Source organism: Actinomyces sp. oral taxon 897, from assembly GCF_002999235.1.
GTDB lineage: Bacteria > Actinomycetota > Actinomycetes > Actinomycetales > Actinomycetaceae > Actinomyces.
Genome location: NZ_CP027236.1, coordinates 1521804 through 1542889 on the forward strand (window position 1 = coordinate 1521804; position 21086 = coordinate 1542889).

The 21086-nt window shown below is 70.1% G+C and carries 13 protein-coding genes, 4 tRNA genes and 3 rRNA genes; 2 read left to right on the forward strand and 18 right to left on the reverse strand.

Going from position 1 to position 21086, the window contains the following annotated elements:
* Positions 1-79 precede the first annotated feature (79 nt).
* Complete coding sequence (locus C3V41_RS06165) at positions 80-1264, reverse strand: adenylate/guanylate cyclase domain-containing protein (RefSeq protein ID WP_106110708.1); 1185 nt, start codon at positions 1262-1264, stop codon at positions 80-82.
* A 158-nt stretch (positions 1265-1422) separates the two neighbouring features.
* On the reverse strand, positions 1423-2340 hold the full coding sequence (locus C3V41_RS06170) for a biotin--[acetyl-CoA-carboxylase] ligase (protein WP_106109538.1): 918 nt from the start codon (positions 2338-2340) through the stop codon (positions 1423-1425).
* Positions 2341-2362: 22 nt separating this feature from the next.
* Between C3V41_RS06170 and C3V41_RS06175 the strand changes: the two genes are divergently transcribed.
* Positions 2363-3037 (forward strand): Maf family protein, encoded by a 675-nt coding sequence (locus C3V41_RS06175; protein WP_106109539.1) that lies wholly within the window; start codon positions 2363-2365, stop codon positions 3035-3037.
* 101 nt (positions 3038-3138) lie between these two features.
* Here C3V41_RS06175 and C3V41_RS06180 read toward each other — a convergent pair whose 3' ends face one another.
* The 6 genes from C3V41_RS06180 to C3V41_RS06205 all read right to left on the reverse strand — a co-directional run bounded on the left by C3V41_RS06180 (position 3139) and on the right by C3V41_RS06205 (position 5394).
* On the reverse strand, positions 3139-3990 hold the full coding sequence (locus C3V41_RS06180; protein WP_106109540.1) for an MT-A70 family methyltransferase: 852 nt from the start codon (positions 3988-3990) through the stop codon (positions 3139-3141).
* 44 nt (positions 3991-4034) lie between these two features.
* On the reverse strand, positions 4035-4775 hold the full coding sequence (locus C3V41_RS06185) for a MaoC family dehydratase (protein ID WP_129591491.1): 741 nt from the start codon (positions 4773-4775) through the stop codon (positions 4035-4037).
* Between the two features lie 17 nt (positions 4776-4792).
* On the reverse strand, positions 4793-4963 hold the full coding sequence (gene rpmG / locus C3V41_RS06190) for a 50S ribosomal protein L33 (RefSeq protein WP_106109542.1): 171 nt from the start codon (positions 4961-4963) through the stop codon (positions 4793-4795).
* A 47-nt stretch (positions 4964-5010) separates the two neighbouring features.
* Positions 5011-5084 (reverse strand) — tRNA-Met (locus tag C3V41_RS06195).
* A gap of 40 nt (positions 5085-5124) precedes the next feature.
* A tRNA-Thr gene (locus C3V41_RS06200) sits at positions 5125-5197 on the reverse strand.
* 113 nt (positions 5198-5310) lie between these two features.
* A tRNA-Tyr gene (locus C3V41_RS06205) sits at positions 5311-5394 on the reverse strand.
* A 217-nt stretch (positions 5395-5611) separates the two neighbouring features.
* Here C3V41_RS06205 and C3V41_RS06210 point away from each other — a divergent pair.
* Positions 5612-6109 (forward strand): YajQ family cyclic di-GMP-binding protein, encoded by a 498-nt coding sequence (locus tag C3V41_RS06210; RefSeq protein ID WP_106109543.1) that lies wholly within the window; start codon positions 5612-5614, stop codon positions 6107-6109.
* Positions 6110-6161: 52 nt separating this feature from the next.
* Here the strand turns inward: C3V41_RS06210 and C3V41_RS06215 are convergent, their stop codons facing one another.
* The 10 genes from C3V41_RS06215 to C3V41_RS06260 form a co-directional block, all read right to left on the reverse strand.
* Complete coding sequence (locus C3V41_RS06215) at positions 6162-7565, reverse strand: peptidase T (RefSeq protein WP_246742144.1); 1404 nt, start codon at positions 7563-7565, stop codon at positions 6162-6164.
* A gap of 189 nt (positions 7566-7754) precedes the next feature.
* The gene (htpX, locus tag C3V41_RS06220) at positions 7755-8627 is read right to left on the reverse strand and encodes a zinc metalloprotease HtpX (RefSeq protein WP_106109544.1); all 873 of its coding nucleotides are present in this window, start codon (positions 8625-8627) and stop codon (positions 7755-7757) included.
* A 148-nt stretch (positions 8628-8775) separates the two neighbouring features.
* Positions 8776-9891: an alanine dehydrogenase gene (gene ald / locus C3V41_RS06225; protein WP_106109545.1), complete on the reverse strand. Its 1116-nt coding sequence runs from the start codon at positions 9889-9891 to the stop codon at positions 8776-8778.
* 327 nt (positions 9892-10218) lie between these two features.
* Positions 10219-11706, reverse strand: coding sequence for an FAD-dependent oxidoreductase (locus C3V41_RS06230; protein ID WP_106109546.1), 1488 nt, complete (start codon positions 11704-11706; stop codon positions 10219-10221).
* Positions 11707-11854: 148 nt separating this feature from the next.
* Positions 11855-12802 (reverse strand): aldose epimerase family protein, encoded by a 948-nt coding sequence (locus tag C3V41_RS06235; protein WP_129591492.1) that lies wholly within the window; start codon positions 12800-12802, stop codon positions 11855-11857.
* A gap of 119 nt (positions 12803-12921) precedes the next feature.
* Positions 12922-12995, reverse strand: a tRNA-Met gene (locus C3V41_RS06240).
* Positions 12996-13095: 100 nt separating this feature from the next.
* A 5S ribosomal RNA gene (gene rrf / locus C3V41_RS06245) occupies positions 13096-13212 on the reverse strand.
* Positions 13213-13457: 245 nt separating this feature from the next.
* A 23S ribosomal RNA gene (locus C3V41_RS06250) occupies positions 13458-16633 on the reverse strand.
* Between the two features lie 444 nt (positions 16634-17077).
* Positions 17078-18620, reverse strand: a 16S ribosomal RNA gene (locus C3V41_RS06255).
* Together the 16S, 23S and 5S rRNA genes with 1 tRNA gene alongside form the textbook arrangement of a ribosomal RNA operon.
* 529 nt (positions 18621-19149) lie before the next feature.
* The gene (locus C3V41_RS06260; RefSeq protein WP_106109548.1) at positions 19150-20535 is read right to left on the reverse strand and encodes an NAD-dependent malic enzyme; all 1386 of its coding nucleotides are present in this window, start codon (positions 20533-20535) and stop codon (positions 19150-19152) included.
* Positions 20536-21086: the final 551 nt, after the last annotated feature.

Below are 21086 nucleotides of genomic sequence, written 5' to 3' on the forward strand. Positions count from 1 at the left end.
GGCCCACGCCACCGGCCGCCCGCCGGCGGGGCGGCCACCGCGGCGGGTGCCACGGCGTCCTGGCCGCCCTGCCCCGCCCTCAGCGCCGCCTGAGCGACCAGGGGGTGACCGTGCCCAGGCCCTTGGCGACGACGTCGTGGCACTGCCGTATCTCGTACAGGCGGGCGGAGGCGCTGTCACGCAGGGCGCGGGCCGTGGACTCGTCCATGCGGATCCCTCCGGGCTCGGCGGTGCTCACCAGGCGGGAGGCCAGGTTGACGGTGGGGCCGAAGACGTCCCCGGAGCGGGAGACGACCCGCCCGGAGACCAGGCTGGCGCGTACCAGCATCATGTCCGGCCCGGACTGGAGCTCCTCGACCAGCGCGGTGACCACGTCGGCGGCCACCTCCAGGTCCTCGGAGATGTACATGACGGCGTCGCCGATGGTCTTGACCACCCGGGCGCCGCGGGAGGTGATGACGTCCCGGGCGGTGGACTCGAAGTCGTTGATCATGGCCGACAGCTCGGCCCGCCCCATGCCCTGGGCGCGCTGGGTGAAGGAGACGATGTCCACGAAGCCCAGGGAGCGTATGAGCGGGTAGAGGTCCGGGCCGGCCTCCTCGCGGCCGCGCTGGGCGACCTCGGAGCCGGTTCGCTCCAGGAGGGCCGCCAGGTGACGGCCCCACACGTAGGTGAGCTGCTGGCCCAGGGTGTCAATGAGCCCGCCCACCTGGTCCAGGGCGACCAGGCGCGCGGAGGTGTCGTCCAGGCCGTAGCGGTCGGCGACGTCGGCCACCAGGGACTCCAGCTCCCACAGCACCAGGCGGTCCATGGTGTAGGACTGGGCCCGCAGGAGCTCCATGAGCGTGGCGGAGCGCAGGCCGGAGCCCCGGTGGAGCTCCTCGACCAGGCTCAGGGCGTCAGCGTCGGCCCGGGTGAAGCAGGTGGTGTCCGCGCTGGCGTCGGCGAACCCCATGGCCCGCCAGAAGTGCCTGGCGGCGGTGACGTCCACCCCGGCGTGCTCGGCCATCTGGGCGAGGGTGAGGTGGGGGTCCTCCCCCAGCAGGTGGCGGCTGTGGCTGGCCACGGTGGCCCACCGCGCCTCCTGGCCCGCCCCGACCACCCCGTCCAGGCCGGGGCCCGGCGTCCCGGCGGCGTCCGACGCGGGCCTCGGGGGCCCGAAGCCGCCCACGGCGGGGCCCGGCGCCCTGGCGGCGTCCGACGCAGAGACGGATTCGGGACGGCCCGTGCACCGTCCTGAGTCATCGGCTGCGTGTTGGTTCATCACCACGCCAGTCTAGCCTCTATGTATCCCTCATCACACCTTGAGCGGGCACTGTCCGACTGGTCCGATGTCTGATCTTTCAAAGGCAGGTGACACATCTCATATGTGTGCGGTGGCCCAATCGGCCGGGACCGCCGCCACCGCAGCCTGTGCCCGGCTCAGGCCACCGGGTATCGGACGTGACTAACATCACCAGCGTTCAGGACGTGCTCCTGCCCGGAGGCGTCCGTCACGACCAGTCCGGGGCGGAGGTCCACGGCGGTGCCCACGACCTCCCCGCCCGGCGCCTGGACCCGCACCCGGCGCCCCAGGGTGGTGCACGTCTGACGCAGCCGGGCGCCCAGCTGCCGGCCCCCGGCCGTCGGTACCGTCAGGTCACCGCCTGCGGCCTCCCAGGTGCCCACCGCCTGGCCCAGGGCCCGGGTCACGTCCGTCAGGAGCCCGTCCACCGTGGCCTCCAGGCCCATGGTCCGCAGCGAGGCCGCCCAGGGCACCGGCAGGTCGGCGTCGTCCTGGCACACGTTCAGGCCGACGCCCACGACGACCGCGCAGGCGGTGTCACGCCGGGCCGGGGCGCGGCGCTGCGTGGCAGCCCCCTCCAGGCGGGGGGAGGGCAGCACCACCTCGGTCAGCAGGCCCCCGACCTTGCGCAGGCCCCCCCAGCCGGGCACGTCGGGCAGGCCCCCGTCCCGGGGGGCCACCACGACGTCGTTGGGCCACTTGGTCCCCACCTGCCAGATACGGGCCCGGGCGGCGACGACGTCACGCACGGCCAGGCCCGCCACCAGCGGCAGCCAGCCCAGGTGGGCCAGGGGCACGAGGGGACGCAGCACGAAGGAGACCAGGAGGGCGCCCGTGGGCGGGGTGGTCCACACGTGGTCGCCCCGGCCGCGGCCGGCGCTCTGGGACACGGCCCGCAGGGCGGACAGGTGCGGCCAGGCGCGGGCAGCCGCCACGTCCAGGTGGCCGTCCGCCGCGGTCAGGGCCCGGCGCAGGTCGGTGTTGGTCGATCCGGTGGTCCCCACGGTGACCAGGCGGGGCGGGGCGTCCGGGCTCGGCGCGGGCTGGGGGGTCATGGCCTGACACTACGCTGGTGGGGTGCTACCGCTCTGCCTGGCCTCCGCCTCCTCAGGTCGACTCTCCACCCTGCGCGCCGCCGGGGTGGTGCCGCTGGTACGTGTCTCGACGGTGGACGAGCCCACCGTCCTGGACGCCCTGGCCCGCTCCCGCACCCAGGCGGGCCTGCCCCGCCCCACGCCGGCCGAGCAGGTCCAGGCCCTGGCCGCCGCCAAGGCCCGTGAGGTCGCCTCGCGCACCGGGGCGCACGAGGCCTGCGTCGTCCTGGGCTGCGACTCCATGCTCCAGGTCGGCGAGGAGGTCATCGGCAAGCCCCTGACCGCCCAGCGGGCCCGCGAGCGCTGGGCCGCCCTGCGGGGACGCCGCGCCACGCTCCACACCGGTCACACGCTCATCCGCACCGACGACGGCCGGGAGCGCCACGGGGTCTCCAGCACCGTGGTCCGCTTCGCCTCCCCCAGTAAGGCGGAGATCGAGGCCTACGTCGCCACCGGCGAGCCCCTGGGGTGCGCGGGCGGGTTCACCCTCGACGGGCTCGGCGGCGCCTTCGTCGAGGGGGTCGAGGGGGACCCGCACGGGGTGGTCGGCGTGTCCCTGCCGCTGCTGCGCCTCCTCCTGGCCGACCTGGGTGTGGTGTGGACCAGCCTGTGGGAGGTCCCTGTCCGCGACCTCCCGGGGGAGGACCCAAGGCCCTGAGCCCTGTGGGCCGTGCGGCTGGCCTGTCCACGCTCCCGGGGAGGGGACACCGCGCCCTGTGAGGCCGACCGGCGCCAGGCCTGTCGCTCCCCGGCGGGCACCTAGAGGGCGGCCCGGGGGCGGCCGCGGCCCCGCAGCTCCGCTCCCCCCCGCTTGAGAAGAGCACGGACACGGGACACGGGGTAGCCCGTCTTCTCGGCGAGCTGCCGGACGGAGGCGCCACGCGCGTACTCGTCCGCCAGGACGGAGGCCAGACGGTCCGCGAGCCAGTCGCTCATCCGCCCGTGAGGGGAGAGGTAGGGGACGCGCTCGATCTGCCCGCCCTCGTAGCCCCTCCGGGCCCTGCCCTGGGGCTCGGTCTCGGCGTCGGCCTCACTGCCCCAGGCGGTCCACCCCTCACGGGCGTAGCGGGCGAACATCTCCAGGTAGGGGCCTGGGGAGCAGGACTCAATGAGGTCGTACTGCTCGTCGGGCTTGCGCGAGTGCTCGCGCTTCCTGGTCTCGATCATGTTCACGGTGGAGCGTGCCGGGGGGAGGGTGCGCATGGAGCCCTTGACCCCAAAGAGGATGGGCTCTGTCACATTGCGGAAGTAGAAGCCGACACCGCGCCCGTCCGGCCCGCCGTCCTTGCGGCGCTTGGCCCAGATAATGTTGGAGACGTAGCGGAAGCCCCACGCCTCCAGGACGGCCATGCCCTCCGGCAGGAGGGCGTTGGGTACCCACAGGTAGAGGTGCGCGTCCCTGGCGGTGACCTCACCGACCGGGAGCGCCTTGATCGCCTCCAGGTCCATGGTGCTGTAGCGGTCCAGGCGCCGGTGCTCAGGGGCGACCTTGCCGGTGCGGTTGGCGAAGCGCCACGGCGGGTCCGCCAGGACGGTCCGGAAGCCGCCGTCCACACGGGGGAGGGGGGCCGCGGGGGCGCCGTCGGGGAGCGCGTCGATGGAGGCGGTCACCGGAGCACCTTAGCGCCCGGTAGATCCGCCAGCGGGCTTTAGGATCACGCGCCCCGGGCGAGGAGTCGCAGGTGGGGGCCCTGGGGGGAGCGCAGGAGGCCGGTCGTCTCCTCCCACCACAGGGGCACGACGGCGTCGCCCGTCACGGCGCAGGGGGCCAGGAAACGCAGGCGCACGCCACGTGGCTCCGCCCCCCGCAGGCCCAGGGCGATGGCCGCCAGGCACATGCCGTGGGCGACGACCGCCCCCTCACCGACCGCCAGCCCGGCGGCCCGGGCGGCACCGGGAACCCGGTGGACGGCGTTGCGGTCCCCGCTCCACGCGGCCCAGTCAACCACGTCCCGCGCCCTGAGGAACCAGGTCCGTGCGCCCTCCGGCACCTCCTGGCACGGGGGCGCGGAGGCGGCTGGCACGGGGGCCTCCCCCACCAGGCGGGCGAGCTCGTGGGTGACCAACCGACCGTCCACCACGACCTGGGCACGGAGGAGCTCCCACCCGCCCCTCTCAGCGCGTAGGAGCAGCGGGGCCGCAGCCGGGCCGGCCCCGCGCGCCCCCACGGAGCACCCCCGGTGCACCAGGCCGTCCCAGGCCCTGGGCCCCACCGCCTCCCTCACCGCGTCCACGGCCCGGACCGCGGCCGTCAGCACGGAGGAGGCCGTCAGCACGGAGGAGGCCAGGCGGCGCGGCGGCTCGCCGTCAGACGGCTGCGGCCCCCTTGGCCCCGTCGCCCCGCGGGCAATGAGGAACCCCGCTGACTGCGCGTCAGCGGGGCTGGTAGCGCCCATGGCAGGCTGTCGGGTGCTCAGCGGGTCTCGCGGTGCTCGGTGTGCCTGCCGCAGCGGGCGCAGAACTTGGACAGCGCCAGGCGGTCGGGTGTGTTGCGACGGTTCTTCTTGGTAATGTAGTTACGCTCCTTGCACTCCGAGCAGGCCAGAGTGATCTTGGGGCGGACGTCGCTGGACTTGGAAGCCACGTCGGTCTCCTCTCACTGATCCTCGAGCAGCTCGAAGCTGCCTTGCGTAGCGGGGGAGGGACTCGAACCCTCGACCTCACGATTATGAGTCGTGCGCTCTAACCAGCTGAGCTACCTCGCCATAGACACAAGAGGGGCCGTCCTGGGCCCCGCCGTACCAGAGCCCCGAAAGGGAATCGAACCCTTGACCTTCTCCTTACCATGGAGACGCTCTGCCGACTGAGCTATCGGGGCAACGAGCGGAACTCTAGCCGGACCGTCGTCGCTGGCGCAACTACGTCCTACAGTGTTCTCACTCACTGCGGGGACCTCCCTTGAAGAGAGGCCTCTGACGGCCGGGGCCGTCATGGTGGCGGGTGAGGGATTCGAACCCCCGTAGCTTGCGCGGCTGATTTACAGTCAGCTCCCATTGGCCGCTCGGGCAACCCGCCATGACCGTGCGCGAGCCCCACGAGTCTCGCGCCTGGTGCCGTGGAAGAATAGCAAGCTGCCAGCTGAGTACGCCACCCAGGGCCCTGGGAGCCTTCTCACACCGTCCCGGACGTTCTCAGACCCGGTATCTGGCCCGGCGCGCCCGGCCGCCTCCCCCGCCTGCCCCCGGCAACCGGTACCCTCCCAGGACCACCCTGACCCGAAAGGATCCCCGCCATGGCCTCTGTCTCGTCCTTCGACGTCGTCTCCCGGCTCGACCGCCAGGAGGTGGACAACGCCGTCAACCAGACCGCCAAGGAGATCTCCCAGCGCTACGACTTCCGGGGCGTGGGCGCCGCGGTCCACCTGTCCGGTGACGTCATCACCCTGGAGGCAAACTCCCCCGAGCGGGTCCTGGCCGTCCTGGACGTGCTGGAGTCCCGGCTCTTCCGCCGCGGCGTCTCCCTGAAGGCCCTGGACCTGGGCGACCGCGAGCCCAGGCTCAGCGGCAAGATCTACCGGCTGGTCTGCCCACTGCGGGAGGGGCTGAGCCAGGAGGTGGCCAAGCAGGTGACCAAGGCCGTCCGGGACCGGGGCCCCAAGGGGGTCAAGGCCACCATCCAGGGTGAGGAGGTGCGCGTGTCCTCCAAGTCCCGTGACGAGCTCCAGGCTGTTATCGCCCTGCTCAAGGACCTGGACGTGGACGCCCCCCTCCAGTTCGTCAACTACCGCTGAGCAGCCACCCGGCCCAGGGCCGCGAGGACCGCCGCGGCGGCCTCGGGCTCGCTCACGGGGCCTGCCGCGCCGCCTGCCGCGCGACCAGGGTCATGAGCGTGCGGACCAGCGCGTGGCTGCGCTCAAAGCTGGACAGGGGCAGGAACTCGCAGGCGGAGTGGAAGTTGTGGGCCCCCGTGAAGACGTTCGGGGTGAGGATCCCCTGACGGGACAGCCAGGAGCCGTCCGTGCCCCCGCGCATGGCCACGGGCCTGGGGGTGATGCCCAGGGCGTCCATCGCGCCCAGGACCAGGTCGATCCCGGCGCGGTTGGCCGGGGTGAGGGCGTCGGCGATATTGCCGTAGGTGTCCTCGACCTCCACCTCGAGGCGGGCGCGCGGGTGCAGGGCGCGGACCTGGTCCACGACGTCGAGCACCTCCTGGACGCGCCCGTGGAAGCGGGTCAGGTCGTGGTCACGGACAATGAGCCCCAGGGTGGCGGTGGAGGGGTCCGCCGTCATCTCCTGCGCCCAGGTGAAGCCCTCGGTCCCCTCGGTGCACTCGGGGGTCCGGGTGCGGTCGAGCCGGGCCACGACGTCGTGGGCCACCAGGAGGGGGTTGACCAGGACGCCCTTGGCGCTCATGGGGTGGGCGCACACGCCCCGGATCCGGACCGTGACGGCGGCGGCGTTGAAGGTCTGCCAGCACACCTCCCCCAGCCCGCAGCAGTCCAGGGTCCAGGCGTAGCGGACCGGGAAGCGTCCCAGGTCCAGGGTGCGCACGCCCCGCAGGCCGATCTCCTCGTCGGGCACGGCCGCCAGGTAGACCTCGCCGTGGGGGATCCCGGGGTCGGCCAGGACGTCGGTGAGCGCCTCCATGACCGTGGCGACGGCGGCCTTGTCGTCCGCTCCCAGCACGCTGGTGCCGTCGGTGACCAGCAGGCGGTCCCCGGTGTAGCGCCCGACCTCCGGGTGCTCGCTCACGCGCAGCCAGACGGCGTCGGGGTCCTCCTCACCCTCGTCCCAGGGCTCGCTCAGGCGCACGTCCCCGCCGACGTAGTCAATGACGCGGGCACGCACCCGCGGGCTCAGCCCGGCGTCGGCGGTGTCGAGGTGGACGCAGAAGCCCACCGGGGGCACCGGTGCGTGGCCGGGTGGCAGGCTGGCGGGGACCCGGGCCGTGAGGACCGATGTCGCCGACAGGTGCACGTCGGCGGCGCCGGCCGCCCGCAGCTCGGCGGCCAGGAGCTCGGCCAGCTCACGCTGCCCGGGCGAGGAGGGGACCGTGGTGGCGCCCGCGTCGGACTGGCTGGGAACGGCGCTGTAGCGCAGGAACCGGGCGACCAGGGAGTCCTGACGGGCCCTCGGTCCCGGTTCGTCGGGGCCCGGACGCCCCGGGGGGTCAGCACCAAGGTCGCCAGGACCCGCCCCCAGGGGCGTGGAGGCACCCGCGGTGGCGGGCGTACCAGGAGCGTTCACGGGGCCAGTATCCCGGGCGCGCGCCCGCGACGCCACCGGGCTGGCGCCACCAGGGCGCTGTGGGGACCGGCCGGTCCCGGGACACCGGCCCGCGCACACCAGCGCCACGGCCCCGGTCTCCTCCTGCCCGCCCCCGACCAGGCTGGAGGCACCCCAGGGGCCGGGCTGAGCGTAGCCGGCTACCTGACGCTAGTACCCGGCCATCTCCTCCAGGCGGGCAATGCGGTCGGCCATGGGCGGGTGGGTGGAGAACAGGCTCCTCAGCCGCCCGAACGGGTTGGCGATCATCATGGCGCTGACCGGCTCCACACGGGGGTCCCTGCCCATGGGCACGCGCGAGACGCCCGACTCCAGCTTGCCCAGGGCGCTGGCCAGGGCCAGCGGGTCATTGGTCAGGATGGCCCCGTCGTGATCGGCGTCGTACTCCCGGGTGCGTGAGACGGCGAACTGGGTGACGCTGGCGGCCAGCGGGGCGAGCAGCACCATGAGGAGCAGGGCGAGGCCCGAGGCCCCGTCGTCCCGGTCGCGCCTGGCGCCGCCACCGAGCCAGAAGAACATGGTGGCCACCGAGGAGATGATCCCGGCGATGCCTGCGGCAATGGAGCCGGTGAGGATGTCGCGGTTGTAGACGTGGGAGAGCTCGTGGCCCAGGACGCCGCGCAGCTCACGCTCGTTGAGGAGCTGGAGGATGCCCTGGGTGCAGCACACGGCGGCGTGGGCCGGGTCGCGCCCGGTGGCAAAGGCGTTGGGGCTCATGGTCGGGGCCACGTACAGGCGCGGCATGGGCTGGCCCGCGGTCGCCGAGAGCTCACGCACGATCCGGTACATGGCCGAGGCCTGGGCCTCGGTCACCTCGACCGCCCCCATGGAGCGCACGGCGATCCTGTCCGAGTTCCAGTAGGAGTAGGCGGTCTGCGCCACGCCAATAAGCGGCATTATGAGGAACCAGACCGATGACCTGGTCCACTGGGCCAGGAGGTAGCCAATGAGGATGAGCAGGCCCCACATGACGCCCAGGAGGACGGCGGTCTTGAGGCCGTTGTGGTGGTTCGTCCCGTGCATGGGGCAAGTCTAGGAAGGCTACCTGTGTCCAGGCTGTGGACGAGGCGGCGGGCCCCCGGGTACCCGCGTGGGCCCGGCCGGCCCCCTACAGGAACCGGTGCGTCCCGCGGGTTACGCGACGGCGTCCCGACCCGGCGGCCCGGGCCGCTCAGGCAAGCAGGACCCCCGGGTCCCCGGCCTCCAGCCCCAGGCCCTGGGCGACACCGGCGGCGTAGAGGCGGCCCTCGTAGGTGGCCAGGCCCTGGGCGAGGTCGGGGTGCTCCAGGCAGGCCTGGCGCCAGCCGGAGTCCGCCAGGGCCAGCGCGTAGGGCAGGGTCGCGTTGGTCAGGGCGTAGGTGGAGGTGTGGGGCACGGCGCCGGGCATATTGGCCACGCAGTAGAAGGTGGAGCCCTCCACGGTGTAGGTGGGCTCGGCGTGGGTGGTGGGACGGGAGTCCTCAAAACAGCCGCCCTGGTCAATGGCGACGTCCACCAGGACGCTGCCCGGGCGCATCCCGGCCACCATCTGGCGGGTCACCAGGGTGGGGGTGCGGGCCCCGGGCACCAGGACCGCGCCAATGACCAGGTCCGCGCCCGCGCACGCCCGGGCCACGTCCAGGGGCGTGGAGTAGCGGGTGCGCACGGCCCCGCCGGTGACCTCCTCAATACGACGCATGACCTGCGGGTTGACGTCCAGGACGGTGACGTCCGCGCCCATGCCCGCGGCCACCCGCGCCGCGGCCAGGCCAGCGGTACCACCGCCCAGGACGACGACGTCACCGCGACGCACCCCGGCAGCGCCTCCCAGCAGCACCCCGGCCCCGCCGTGGGGGCGCAGCAGGCAGTCGGCACCGACCTGGGCGGCCAGGCGGCCGGCGATCTCGCTCATGGGAGCCAGCAGGGGCAGGGCGCCGTCCGAGGTCCGAACGGTCTCGTAGGCGACGGAGGTGACGCGCCGCTCCAGGAGCTCACGGGTCAGGGGCCGGTTGGCGGCGAGGTGGAGGTAGGTGAACAGCAGCAGGCCGGGACGCAGGTAGGCGTACTCGCTGGCCACGGGCTCCTTGACCTTGAGGACCATCTCGCTGCTCCCCCACAGCGCCGCGACGTCCTGGGTGAGGTCGGCCCCGGCGTCGGCGTAGGCGGCGTCGGCAATGGCCGAGCCCTCCCCCGCCCCGGTCTGGACGGTCACCTGGTGGCCCCGCCGCACCAGGGCGTCCACCCCGGCGGGGGTCAGGGCCACCCGGTACTCACTGTCCTTGACCTCGGTGGGGACACCAATACGCATAGTCGATCCTTCCTCGCCGGAACCAGGGGCGCACGTGCCCGGCGCCACAGCACGCAGATTCTAGCGCACCCCCGGTCCGGGCGCACCGGGGCCGACGGCGTCACCCACCTGGGGCCGCACCCGTCTGAGGCCACCGGCCCGGCGCCTCCACCTGGGACGGTCTGCTGGCCGCCTCCCCGGGTCTCCCCCGCCGGGCCCGCCCCGCTTACGGCCCCGGGCCCACCGCGGCCGGGGTGCCTGCGCCGGTCCGGCCGGTGCGCACCCGCCTTACAGCCCCGCACCCACTTACGGCGCGGCCGGGCCCGGTCGCGCCGTAAGCGGACGCTCTCAGCCCTCCAGGCGGTGGGCCACGCGGTCCGGGACCCGGTCGACCTCGGGAGCGGCGATGAGGTCCTCGGGGACCTCCTGGCTGCGGGAGATGGCGGTCATGGCCTCACGGGAGACCACCTTGACGCGCTCGCGGCCCCTGGACTGCCCGGAGGTCACCACCACCTCCCCGTAGTCCTGGCCGAGCTGGCGCTCGTAGGCGTCCAGCAGCTCCCACCCCTGCCAGGTGGTGAAGGGCACGCCGCGCCTGGTCAGGAGCACCGTGACGGCGTCGTGCCCGACCTGGCTGGCGTCATCGGTGTCAGCGTGCAGCAGGCCGGCCTGCGCGTCAGCCACCAGGTTGGTAATGGTCTCCTGGGCGTCGGACTTGGTGGAGCCAATGAGGCCCACCGGGCCGCGCCGGACCCAGCCGGTGGCGTAGACGCCGGTGATCGGCTCCCCGTCCTCACCCAGGACCCGGCCGCCCGCGTTGGGCAGGACGTGGTTCTCGGAGTCGAAGGGCAGGCCCTTGACGGGGGTCGAGGCGTAGCCGACGGCACGGTAGACGGCCTGGACGGGCCAGTCACGGTAGACGCCGGTGCCGGTGACGGTGCCGTCACCGGTCAGCCGGGTGCGCTCGGTGCGCAGGGCCCGCACGTGCCCGTCCTCGTCGGTGAGGACCTCGTGGGGGGCGGAGAAGAGGTGGATGTGGATGCGGTGGGAGGCGGTGAGGTCCTCCGGCTCGGCCATGGCGTAGCCCTCCAGGGCCTTGACGACCTGACGCTGCTGGTTGGAGGCGGCCAGGGCGGCCTGCGAGCCCTCGTCGTACTCGAAGTCCTCCTCGTCCACCAGGACGTTGACGTCGGGCTGCTTGCCCAGCTCACGCAGCTCCAGGGGGGTGAACTTGACCTGGGCGGGCCCACGACGGCCGAAGACGTGGACGTCGGTGGCCTGGTTGGTCCGCAGGATCTCGGCCACGTTGGCGGGGACCTCGGTGACCATGAGGTCCTCGGCGTGCTTGGCCAGGATCCGGGCAATGTCCAGGCCCACGTTGCCCACGCCGATGACGGCCACCTCCTTGGCGCTCAGGTCCCAGGTGCGCGGGTGGTCGGGGTGCCCGTCGTACCAGGAGACGAAGTCGGCGCCGCCGTAGCACTCGGGGGCGTCCACGCCGGGGATGTCCAGGGGAGCGTCGGTGTCCGCCCCGGTGGAGAAGACGAGGGCGTCGTAGTGCTCGCGCAGCTCGGCGACCGACACGTCCCGCCCCACCTCCACGTTGCCGATCAGGCGAATGTCCCCGCGCTGGAGGATCTTGTACAGGGCCACAATGATCTGCTTAATACGCGGGTGGTCCGGGGCGACGCCGTAGCGTACCAGCCCGTAGGGGGCGGGGAGCCGCTCAAAGAGGTCAATGGAGACGTCCAGCCCGGACTTGGACAGGATGTCGGAGGCGTAGATACCTGCGGGGCCGGCCCCGATGACGGCGACACTGAGAGGACGTGCGTTCACTGCTCTTTCGTTTCTCTAAGCGGTGGGACTTGGGATCAGACACGGGCGGTCCCAGGGCGGGACCGGGGGCGCACCCGCGCCAGTCTATGGGCCCCCGGCGCCCCGCCCTCATGGAGTTAGACACACCCCACCGTGCCTGGGAACCGCCTCAGTCCTCCTCGTACAGGGCGACGTCGAAGGTGTGGGACTGGCCGACATCCAGGGTCAGCAGCCCCTGGCCGCTGTTGAAGGCGTTGGGCGCGCCGGTCATGGGCTCCACCGCCACCCCGCGGCGGCCCATGTGGTCGGCGGTGTAGAGCTGGACCCAGGGGGCGTCAGCACGCATGACGACGGCGGGGCCGCCGGTGGCGCGGGCCAGGCGGACCTGCCAGGTGCCCTGCGGCAGGCCCGTGTAGGCGTTGTCGGTGGTAGTGGCCCCGACGAGGCGGCCCTGACGCCAGTCCCAGTCGGTGCCGGTCACGTCCCGCAGGTGCGTGGGGGCCATGGTGGCGGGGTCCACGTCCAGGACCTGGCTGCCGGGGGAGGTCAGGACGCAGTCGTCCAGGGGGACGGACCGGGTGAGGTAGGGGTGGGTGGAGACCGAGTAGGGGGCGGGTGCCAGGTGTCCGTCCACCTCAGGGGCGCTCACCGTCAGGGTGGCGGGGACGGCGGGGGCGGCGGCTCCCACGCAGGTGGTGGTGATGCTCAGGGCCAGGCCCCCGGCCGGGTCCAGGCGGAAGCGGGCGGTGGCCTCCAGGCTCCACGGGTAGACGTAGGAGGCAGGGACGGTCAGGCCCAGGACGACGGCGTCGTCGGATACCTCCGAGACGCTCCAGTCGGCCCAGCCCGCCAGGCCGTGGAGGGCGGCGCCGGTCTCGGGCTCGTTGCAGCTGACCAGGTAGGTGGTCCCACGGTAGGTGTAGCGCGAGCCCTGGATGCGGTTGGGCCAGGGGATGAGGGTCTTGCCCTGCCAGCCCGACGGGAGGCAGTTCTCGGCGTCGAAGGGGACGATCAGGTCGCGGTGGTCGCGGCGCAGGTGGACGAGCGTGGCACCACAGGTCGCGACCCGGGCCTGGTAGCGGCCCGAGGACAGGTCAATGAGTTCGCCGTTGATCATGGGGATATTGTGCCCCACCGCACCCCTCGGGGCGGGGAGCTCAGAGGCGGGTCCTGGGGGGTGGCACAACACAAACGGCCCGGTTCCAGGAAGTACCCTGGAACCGGGCCGCCGTCTCGTAGCGGGGGCAGGATTCGAACCTGCGACCTCCGGGTTATGAGCCCGGCGAGCTACCGAACTGCTCCACCCCGCGTCAGCGAGAACACTATACAATGAGGCACCTGACGAGAGCAAGTACGTGTCATATGCACCCGCTCACTTCTCGGGACCTCTTGTGTAGTTGTGTTGTGGTGTCCTGGTGGTGTCCTGCTCTTCCGTACCCTGGCGGGTGCAGTACCATCGGCGCTGGGGGTCTTAGCTTCCGGGTTCGGTATGGGGCCGGGCGTGGCTCCCCCGCTATGACCACCAGGACGGGCCTGGTAGGGGCTCCCACGGGCTACTGTGGCCCCCCGGGTGTGGGGGGTGGTGTCCCGGTGGTGTGCGTGCCCCGTGTTCTGTTCTCGTGTGTCCCACGCCCGCTCGTGCACCGGTGTGGTGCGGACCAGCGTGTGTGGTGGGGGTTGGTCGTGGACCGTATAGTGGACGCCCACCCCCCGCCTGGGGGGTGGTCCGTGGCACGCTCCGTGTGCCTGACGCGTGCTCGTTCGCGTGTGTTTGTGTGTTGTGTCGGCCTGTTAGTACCGGTCAGCTCCACGGGTCACCCCGCTTCCACGCCCGGCCTATCAACCCGGTCGTCTACCGGGGGCCTACCACACCACCCCAGGGGGGTGGTCGTGCGGAGGCCTGGTCTCGGGGATGGTTTCCCGCTTAGATGCCTTCAGCGGTTACCCCTCCCGGACGTAGCCAACCAGCCGTGCCCCTGGCGGGACAACTGGCACACCAGAGGTCCGTCCGTCCCGGTCCTCTCGTACTAGGGACAGGCCCCCTCAGGCCTCCAACGCGCGCAGAGGATAGGGACCGAACTGTCTCACGACGTTCTAAACCCAGCTCGCGTACCGCTTTAATGGGCGAACAGCCCAACCCTTGGGACCTGCTCCAGCCCCAGGATGCGACGAGCCGACATCGAGGTGCCAAACCATGCCGTCGATATGGACTCTTGGGCAGGATCAGCCTGTTATCCCCGGGGTACCTTTTATCCGTTGAGCGACGGCCCACCCACACGGGGCCGCCGGATCACTAGCTCCTGCTTTCGCACCTGCCCGACCCGTCGGTCTCGCAGTCAAGCCCCCTTGTGCGCTTGCACTCGACACCTGGTTACCGACCAGGCTGAGGGGACCCTTGAGCGCCTCCGTTACCCTTTAGGAGGCAACCGCCCCAGTTAAACTACCCACCAGGCACTGTCCCTGACCCGGGTCACGGGCCGAGGTTCAGGCGCACGCCGCACCCAGAGTGGTATCCCAACAACGGCTCCCCACGACGCTGGCGCGCCGGGATCCACGCCTCCCACCTATCCTGCACAGGACACGGCGGACGCCAATACCAAGCTGCAGTAAAGGTCCCGGGGTCTTTCCGTCCTTCTGCGCGTAACGAGCATCTTTACTCGTAGTGCAATTTCACCGGGCCCGTGGTGGAGACAGCGGGGGAGTCGTTACGCCATTCGTGCAGGTCGGAACTTACCCGACAAGGAATTTCGCTACCTTAGGATGGTTATAGTTACCACCGCCGTTTACTGGGGCTTGAACTCACCGCTTCACCCCCCGCGGGGGGCTGACGGATCCTCTTGACCTTCCAGCACCGGGCAGGCGTCAGTCCGTATACATCGCCTTACGGCTTCGCACGGACCTGTGTTTTTAGTAAACAGTCGCTCCCCCCTGGTCTCTGCGGCCCGCCCCCCCAGCCCGCACGGGGCCTCAGGGGACAGGGCCCCCCTTCTCCCAAAGTTACGGGGGCATCTTGCCGAGTTCCTTCACCACGGTTCACCCGCCCGCCTCGGCATACTCTGCCGGACCACCTGTGTCGGTATAGGGTACGGGCGGCTCACACCATCGCGTCGAGGCTTTTCTAGGCACCACAGGATCACCCTGCTTCCCCGCCCCACGGGGCAGGTCACCGTCCCGCCTCACCCTCGTCACCAAAGACAGCCCCCCGGATTTACCTGGGGGACGGGCCACACGGTTGGACGGGCCAAGCCATCAGGCCCGCGGAGGCTACCACTGTGCGTCACCCCTGTTAACACGCTTGCCTACCAAGGCGGAGGACCCCCAGACCCGGCACCACCACCCCCACCCGGGCCGAAGCCCGGGACAAGGGGAAGAAGGCGGCACCCGGCGTGGGTTAGCACCCACCAGTCAGCACGGGCGGTGCCCCACCGGTACGGGAATATCAACCCGTCACCCATCGACTACGCCTGTCGGCCTCGCCTTAGGCCCCGACTCACCCAGGGCGGACGAACCTTCCCCTGGAACCCTTGGTCACACGGCGCCGGGGACTCCCACCCCGGTCTCGCTACTCATGCCTGCATCCTCGCTCCCGCACCGTCCACCAGGGGTCACCCCACCGGCTTCACCCAGCACAGGACGCTCCCCTACCACCCCCAACCCCCCACAGGGGGCCGGGGGTCCGCGGCTTCGGCGGCGCGCTTGAGCCCCGCTACATTGTCGGCGCACGACCACTTGACCAGTGAGCTGTTACGCACTCTTTCAAGGGTGGCTGCTTCTAAGCCAACCTCCTGGTTGTCACCGCGGCCGCACATCCTTTCCCACTTAGCGCGCGCTTAGGGGCCTTAGCCGGCGGTCCGGGCTGTTCCCCTCTCGACCACGGAGCTTATCCCCCGCGGTCTCACTGCCGCGCTCACACCCGACGGCATTCGGAGTTTGGCTGACCCCAGTAACCCTGTGGGGCCCATCAGCCAACCAGTAGCTCTACCTCCGCCGGGGACCACGCGACGCTGCACCCAAATGCATTTCGGGGAGAACCAGCTATCACGGAGTCTGATTGGCCTTTCACCCCTACCCACAGCTCATCCCCCCGGTTTTCAACCCAGGCGGGTCCGGCCCTCCACACGCTCTTACACGTGCCTCAGCCTGGCCATGGGTAGATCACCCCGCTTCGGGTCCAGGACGCGCCACTAGACGCCCTGTTCGGACTCGCCCTCGCTACGGCTACCCCACAACGGGTTAACCTCGCGACACGCCACTGACTCGCAGGCTCATTCTTCAATAGGCACGCCACCACCCCCCACCCCCCACGAAAAACGGGGGGGCGGCAGGGCCCTGACGGCTCGTAGGCGCCCGGTTTCAGGTACTCTTTCACTCCCCTCCCGGGGTACTTTTCACCGTTCCCTCACGGTACTACTCCGCTATCGGTCACCAGGAGGTATTCAGGCAGCCGGGTGGTCCCGGCAGATTCACACAGGATTCCACGTGCCCCGTGCTACTCGGGCACCGTGCCAGCGCGGCCGAGGCAGTTCCGCCTACGGGGCTCTCACCCTCCACGGCCCCCCGTCCCAGGGGGTTCGGCTACCACCACGGTTTCTCACCACGCCCCCGCCCCGGCAGGAACAGGACGGCACGACCCCACAACCCCGCCGCGGCAGACCCTGCCGGGTAACCAGCACCACGACGGTTTCAGCCATCATCCGCTTCCGCTCGCCACTACTCACGGAATATCCTCTCCTACGGGTACTGAGATGTTTCACTTCCCCGCGTAACCCCCACACGCCCTATACATTCAGACGCGGGTGACGCCCCGTGACGGGCGCCGGGTCCCCCCATTCGGAAACCCTCGGATCAAGGCCCGCAAGACGGCTCCCCGAGGCTTATCGCAGTCCACCACGTCCTTCATCGGCCCCTGGTGCCAAGGCATCCACCGAACGCCCATAAAAACAACACACAACACAGGCAGAAACCACGCCCCAGAACCCACCACAACAGCAGCAGGACCCGGGCGCGAGGCACACAACAAAAACACACCACAGAGAACAAAGATACTCGCGTCCACTATACAGTTCACAACCAACCCACCCACACCCCCACAACCCCCCACACCACCACCAAACAAGCAGCAGCAAACAACCAGGAGAGAAGCAGAAGCAGGACACAAAAGGGCACGCAGCCCCAGACCCCGACAGCATGCCCCCACCCCCCCACCACAAGAGCGAGGAAGGGCGGGCACCCCCCACCCACCCACCGGCACCCGCACACGGGCACCAGCAGACACAGGCCAGGGAGCGTGTTCCCGTGCTGTCCGCCCGTCCGGCCCTCCCGACGGGCCACGAGAGGACCCGGGGGCGCGCCCGTGCGCGCCCCCGCCCCCCGCAGACCCCTAGATCCCTAGAAAGGAGGTGATCCAGCCGCACCTTCCGGTACGGCTACCTTGTTACGACTTCGTCCCAATCACCAGCCCCGCCTTCGACCGCTCCCCGTAGGGCCACGGGCTTCGGGCGTCACCGGCTTTCATGACGTGACGGGCGGTGTGTACAAGGCCCGAGAACGTATTCACCGCGGCGTTGCTGATCCGCGATTACTAGCGACTCCAGCTTCACGGTGTCGAGTTGCAGACACCGATCCGAACTGAGACCGGCTTTAAGGGATTCGCCCCGCCTCACGGCATCGCAACCCTCTGTACCGGCCATTGTAGCATGCGTGAAGCCCAGGACATAAGGGGCATGATGATTTGACGTCGTCCCCACCCTCCTCCGAGTTGACCCCGGCAGTCTCCCGCGAGTCCCCACCACGACGTGCTGGCAACACGGGACAGGGGTTGCGCTCGTTGCGGGACTTAACCCAACATCTCACGACACGAGCTGACGACAACCATGCACCACCTGCGGACCGGCCCCGAAGGGAGCCCGCGTCTCCGCGGACGACCGGCCCATGTCAAGCCCTGGTAAGGTTCTTCGCGTCGCATCGAATTAATCCGCATGCTCCGCCGCTTGTGCGGGCCCCCGTCAATTCCTTTGAGTTTTAGCCTTGCGGCCGTACTCCCCAGGCGGGGCACTTAATGCGTTAGCTACGGCGCGGACGACCCGGAAGAGGCCCCCCACACCTAGTGCCCAACGTTTACGGCGTGGACTACCAGGGTATCTAATCCTGTTCGCTCCCCACGCTCTCGCTCCTCAGCGTCAGTAACGGCCCAGAGACCCGCCTTCGCCACCGGTGTTCTTCCTGATATCTGCGCATTCCACCGCTACACCAGGAGTTCCAGCCTCCCCTACCGCACTCAAGCCGGCCCGTACCCACCGCACGCCCCCGGTTGAGCCAGGGGATTTCACGGCGGACGCGACCAGCCGCCTACAAGCCCTTTACGCCCAGTAACTCCGGACAACGCTCGCGCCCTACGTATTACCGCGGCTGCTGGCACGTAGTTAGCCGGCGCTTCTTAACCCGGCTACAGTCAGCACCCCACACGGGGGCGCCTTCTCCACCGGCGAAAGAGGTTCACAACCCGAAGGCCTCCGTCCCTCACGCGGCGTCGCTGCGTCAGGCTTCCGCCCATTGCGCAATACCCCCCACTGCTGCCTCCCGCAGGAGTCTGGGCCGTGTCTCAGTCCCAGTGTGGCCGTCCACCCTCTCAGGCCGGCTACCCGTCACCGCCTTGGTAGGCCATCACCCCACCAACAAGCTGATAGGCCGCGAGCCCATCCCCCACCAGAACCCCCAAACAGGGGAACCTATCCCGGCACCACCATGCGGCAGCACCAGCACACCCCGTATTAGCACCCCTTTCAGAGCGTTATCCAGGAGCAGGGGGCAGGTTACTCACGTGATACTCACCCGTTCGCCACTAACCCACCCAAAAAAGGGCAGGCCCGTTCGACTTGCATGTGTTAAGCACGCCGCCAGCGTTCGTCCTGAGCCAGGATCAAACTCTCCAAAAAAACCAATCACCCAGGCAACACCAGAAACCCAGCAGAACCAGGCACCAGCACCACCCAGACAAACAAAACAACCAAGCACACCCCAGACACACCCAACAAGACGCGCCCAGAACACACCCAGCAAAAAACCAGACAAACAAAAACACAAAAACAAGACACACTATCGAGATCTCAAACAACACACCCAGCGACGTCGCCCGCCATGCCCTCAGGGACAGGACGAGCAGCACCTCGCAAGCGCCTGGAGTACTTTAGCAGAGCATCTTGGCTCCAGCAAGCGAAAACCAAGTGATCTCGGTCTCAACAAGCTGGGGCGCCCTGCGGCGGATCCTCCGTGTCGTGCGTGGAATCCGAGTGGACCCCGCGCGGCGACAGCAGATAACTAAACCAGATCCCAGCCCCACCGGTCAAACCAGCAGCCAGTGACCCTGACCATATCTCCCTCGTCAGCGGGCTGGGGGCCGGGAGAGGTCCCCCTCCCCCGGCCCCCAGGAGCTGGCGCGACGGCGGTCACCCGCCCGGAGGTCGCTCAGGCGTCGGCGAACCGTCGCACGGCCCGGGCGACCTCCTTGGCCACACGCTTGTCGAAGGCGCCGGGGATGACGTAGACCGGGCTGAGCTCCTCCTGGGAGATCACCGAGGCGATACCGGTGGCGGCGGCCCGCAGCAGCTCGGTGGAGATGTTCGTGATCCCCGTGTCCAGCAGGCCGCGGAACAGGCCCGGGAAGGCCAGGACGTTGTTGATCTGGTTGGGGTAGTCCGAGCGGCCCGTGGCCACCACGGCGGCGTAGTCGGCGGCCCCGATCGGGTCCACCTCCGGCGTCGGGTTGGCCATGGCGAAGACGATCGCGTCCTTGGCCATGACGGACAGGTCCGAGGGCTGGAGCAGGTTGCCCGAGGAGACGCCGATGAAGACGTCGGCGCCCTTGAGCCCCTCCTTGAGGGAGCCCGTCACGCCCCTGGGGTTGGTGTTCTCCGCCAGCCACCTGCGGTGCTCGTTCATCCCCTCGGTGTCGGTGGCCACCAGGGCCCCGGTGCGTCCGTAGCCCACGATGTCGGTCGCGCCGTGGGCCATGAGGAGCTTGGCGATGGCGCTGCCCGCCGCGCCGACGCCGGACAGGACGATGCGCACGTCCTCGATCCTCTTGCCCACGATCCTCAGGGCGTTAATGAGGGCGGCCAGGGTCACGATCGCGGTACCGTGCTGGTCGTCGTGGAAGACCGGGATGTCGAGCTCCTCACGCAGACGCGCCTCAATGTCAAAGCACTTGGGCGCCGCGATGTCCTCCAGGTTGATACCGCCGTAGGCAGGGGCGATCGCCTTGCAGATAGCGATGATCTCCTCGGGGTCCTTGGTGTCCAGGGCCACGGGCCAGGCGTCCACGTCGCCGAACTGCTTGAAGAGCACGGCCTTGCCCTCCATGACCGGCATCGCTGCCGAGGGCCCGATGTCACCCATGCCCAGGACGGCGGTACCGTCGGTGACCACGGCGACCGTGTTCTTCTTAATGGTCAGCTGGCGGGCGCGCTCGGGGTGGTCGTAGATGGCCTTGCACACGCGGGCCACCCCCGGGGTGTAGACCCGCGCGAGGTCACGCCGGTTGCGGATGGGGTACTTCGAGTCGATCTCGATCTTCCCGCCCACGTGGGCCAGGAAGGTCGAGTCACCGACATTGTTCACCACGACGCCGTCAATGGTCTGGACGGCCTTGACGAGCTCGCCACGGTGCACGGAGTCACGGGTGTCCGCGGTCAGGTCGACGATGAGGGTGTCGTTGTCCGCCTCGGCGACGTCGACACCGGTGACAATGGCTCCGGTCGCGGTCGCGGTGTCCACCAGCGCCGCGACGACCTTCTGGGTCGCGGGGACCTCAAGGCGCAGGGCGACGGTGTAACTGGGACTGGGTTGTGCCATGGGGATGTCCTCCCGGTCATCAAGGATGCTGTATGTCGGGGGTGAGCCTATCGCCAGAGCTGGTCGGAGCCCGTGTCGGAAAGACATGAACAGTCCCTCATCCCACTGGCTGAGACCGAGAAGGGCCTGTCGTGCCGTCCCCGCCCGGGGCCGACCGCCGCGTACGGCAGCCGCCCGGCCCCGGCACACGGCCCCACCGGCACGAGGCCGGGACGGGCCCACCCGGGCCCGGGGTACAGTCAGGAGGAACCCCCGAAACGGGTCTGGGCAAGAGGGCCCACCCGGAATCGGGGCACGGGCAAGGACGACGCCGTGCGGCAGCACCTATGACGGTGGTGGGCACCCCGCCCGGGAGGGGACGACCGGCCATATAAGGTGATATACCTCTCAGAAGTGGCGCCAGCAGGGGCACAGCCCGTTCTCACGAGAAACAAGTACCGTTCTCACGAGAAACAAGTACCGTTCTCGCGAGCAATAAGTACCGTTCTCGCGGTGGGGAGGGAGGGAGGGAGGGAGAGGAGGGGAGGGGCGAGTGGGGCGCTGGTGCGCCG

Excerpts from the sequence above, each read along its gene's own strand:
- ald (WP_106109545.1), bottom strand. The coding sequence starts at position 9,891 with ATGCGTATTGGTGTCCCCACCGAGGTCAAGGACAGTGAGTACCGGGTG.
- htpX (WP_106109544.1), bottom strand. The coding sequence starts at position 8,627 with ATGCACGGGACGAACCACCACAACGGCCTCAAGACCGCCGTCCTCCTG.
- C3V41_RS06235 (WP_129591492.1), bottom strand. The coding sequence starts at position 12,802 with ATGATCAACGGCGAACTCATTGACCTGTCCTCGGGCCGCTACCAGGCC.
- C3V41_RS06170 (WP_106109538.1), bottom strand. The coding sequence starts at position 2,340 with ATGACCCCCCAGCCCGCGCCGAGCCCGGACGCCCCGCCCCGCCTGGTC.
- C3V41_RS06210 (WP_106109543.1), top strand. The coding sequence starts at position 5,612 with ATGGCCTCTGTCTCGTCCTTCGACGTCGTCTCCCGGCTCGACCGCCAG.
- C3V41_RS06260 (WP_106109548.1), bottom strand. The coding sequence starts at position 20,535 with ATGGCACAACCCAGTCCCAGTTACACCGTCGCCCTGCGCCTTGAGGTC.
- C3V41_RS06185 (WP_129591491.1), bottom strand. The coding sequence starts at position 4,775 with ATGGGCGCTACCAGCCCCGCTGACGCGCAGTCAGCGGGGTTCCTCATT.
- C3V41_RS06165 (WP_106110708.1), bottom strand. The coding sequence starts at position 1,264 with ATGAACCAACACGCAGCCGATGACTCAGGACGGTGCACGGGCCGTCCC.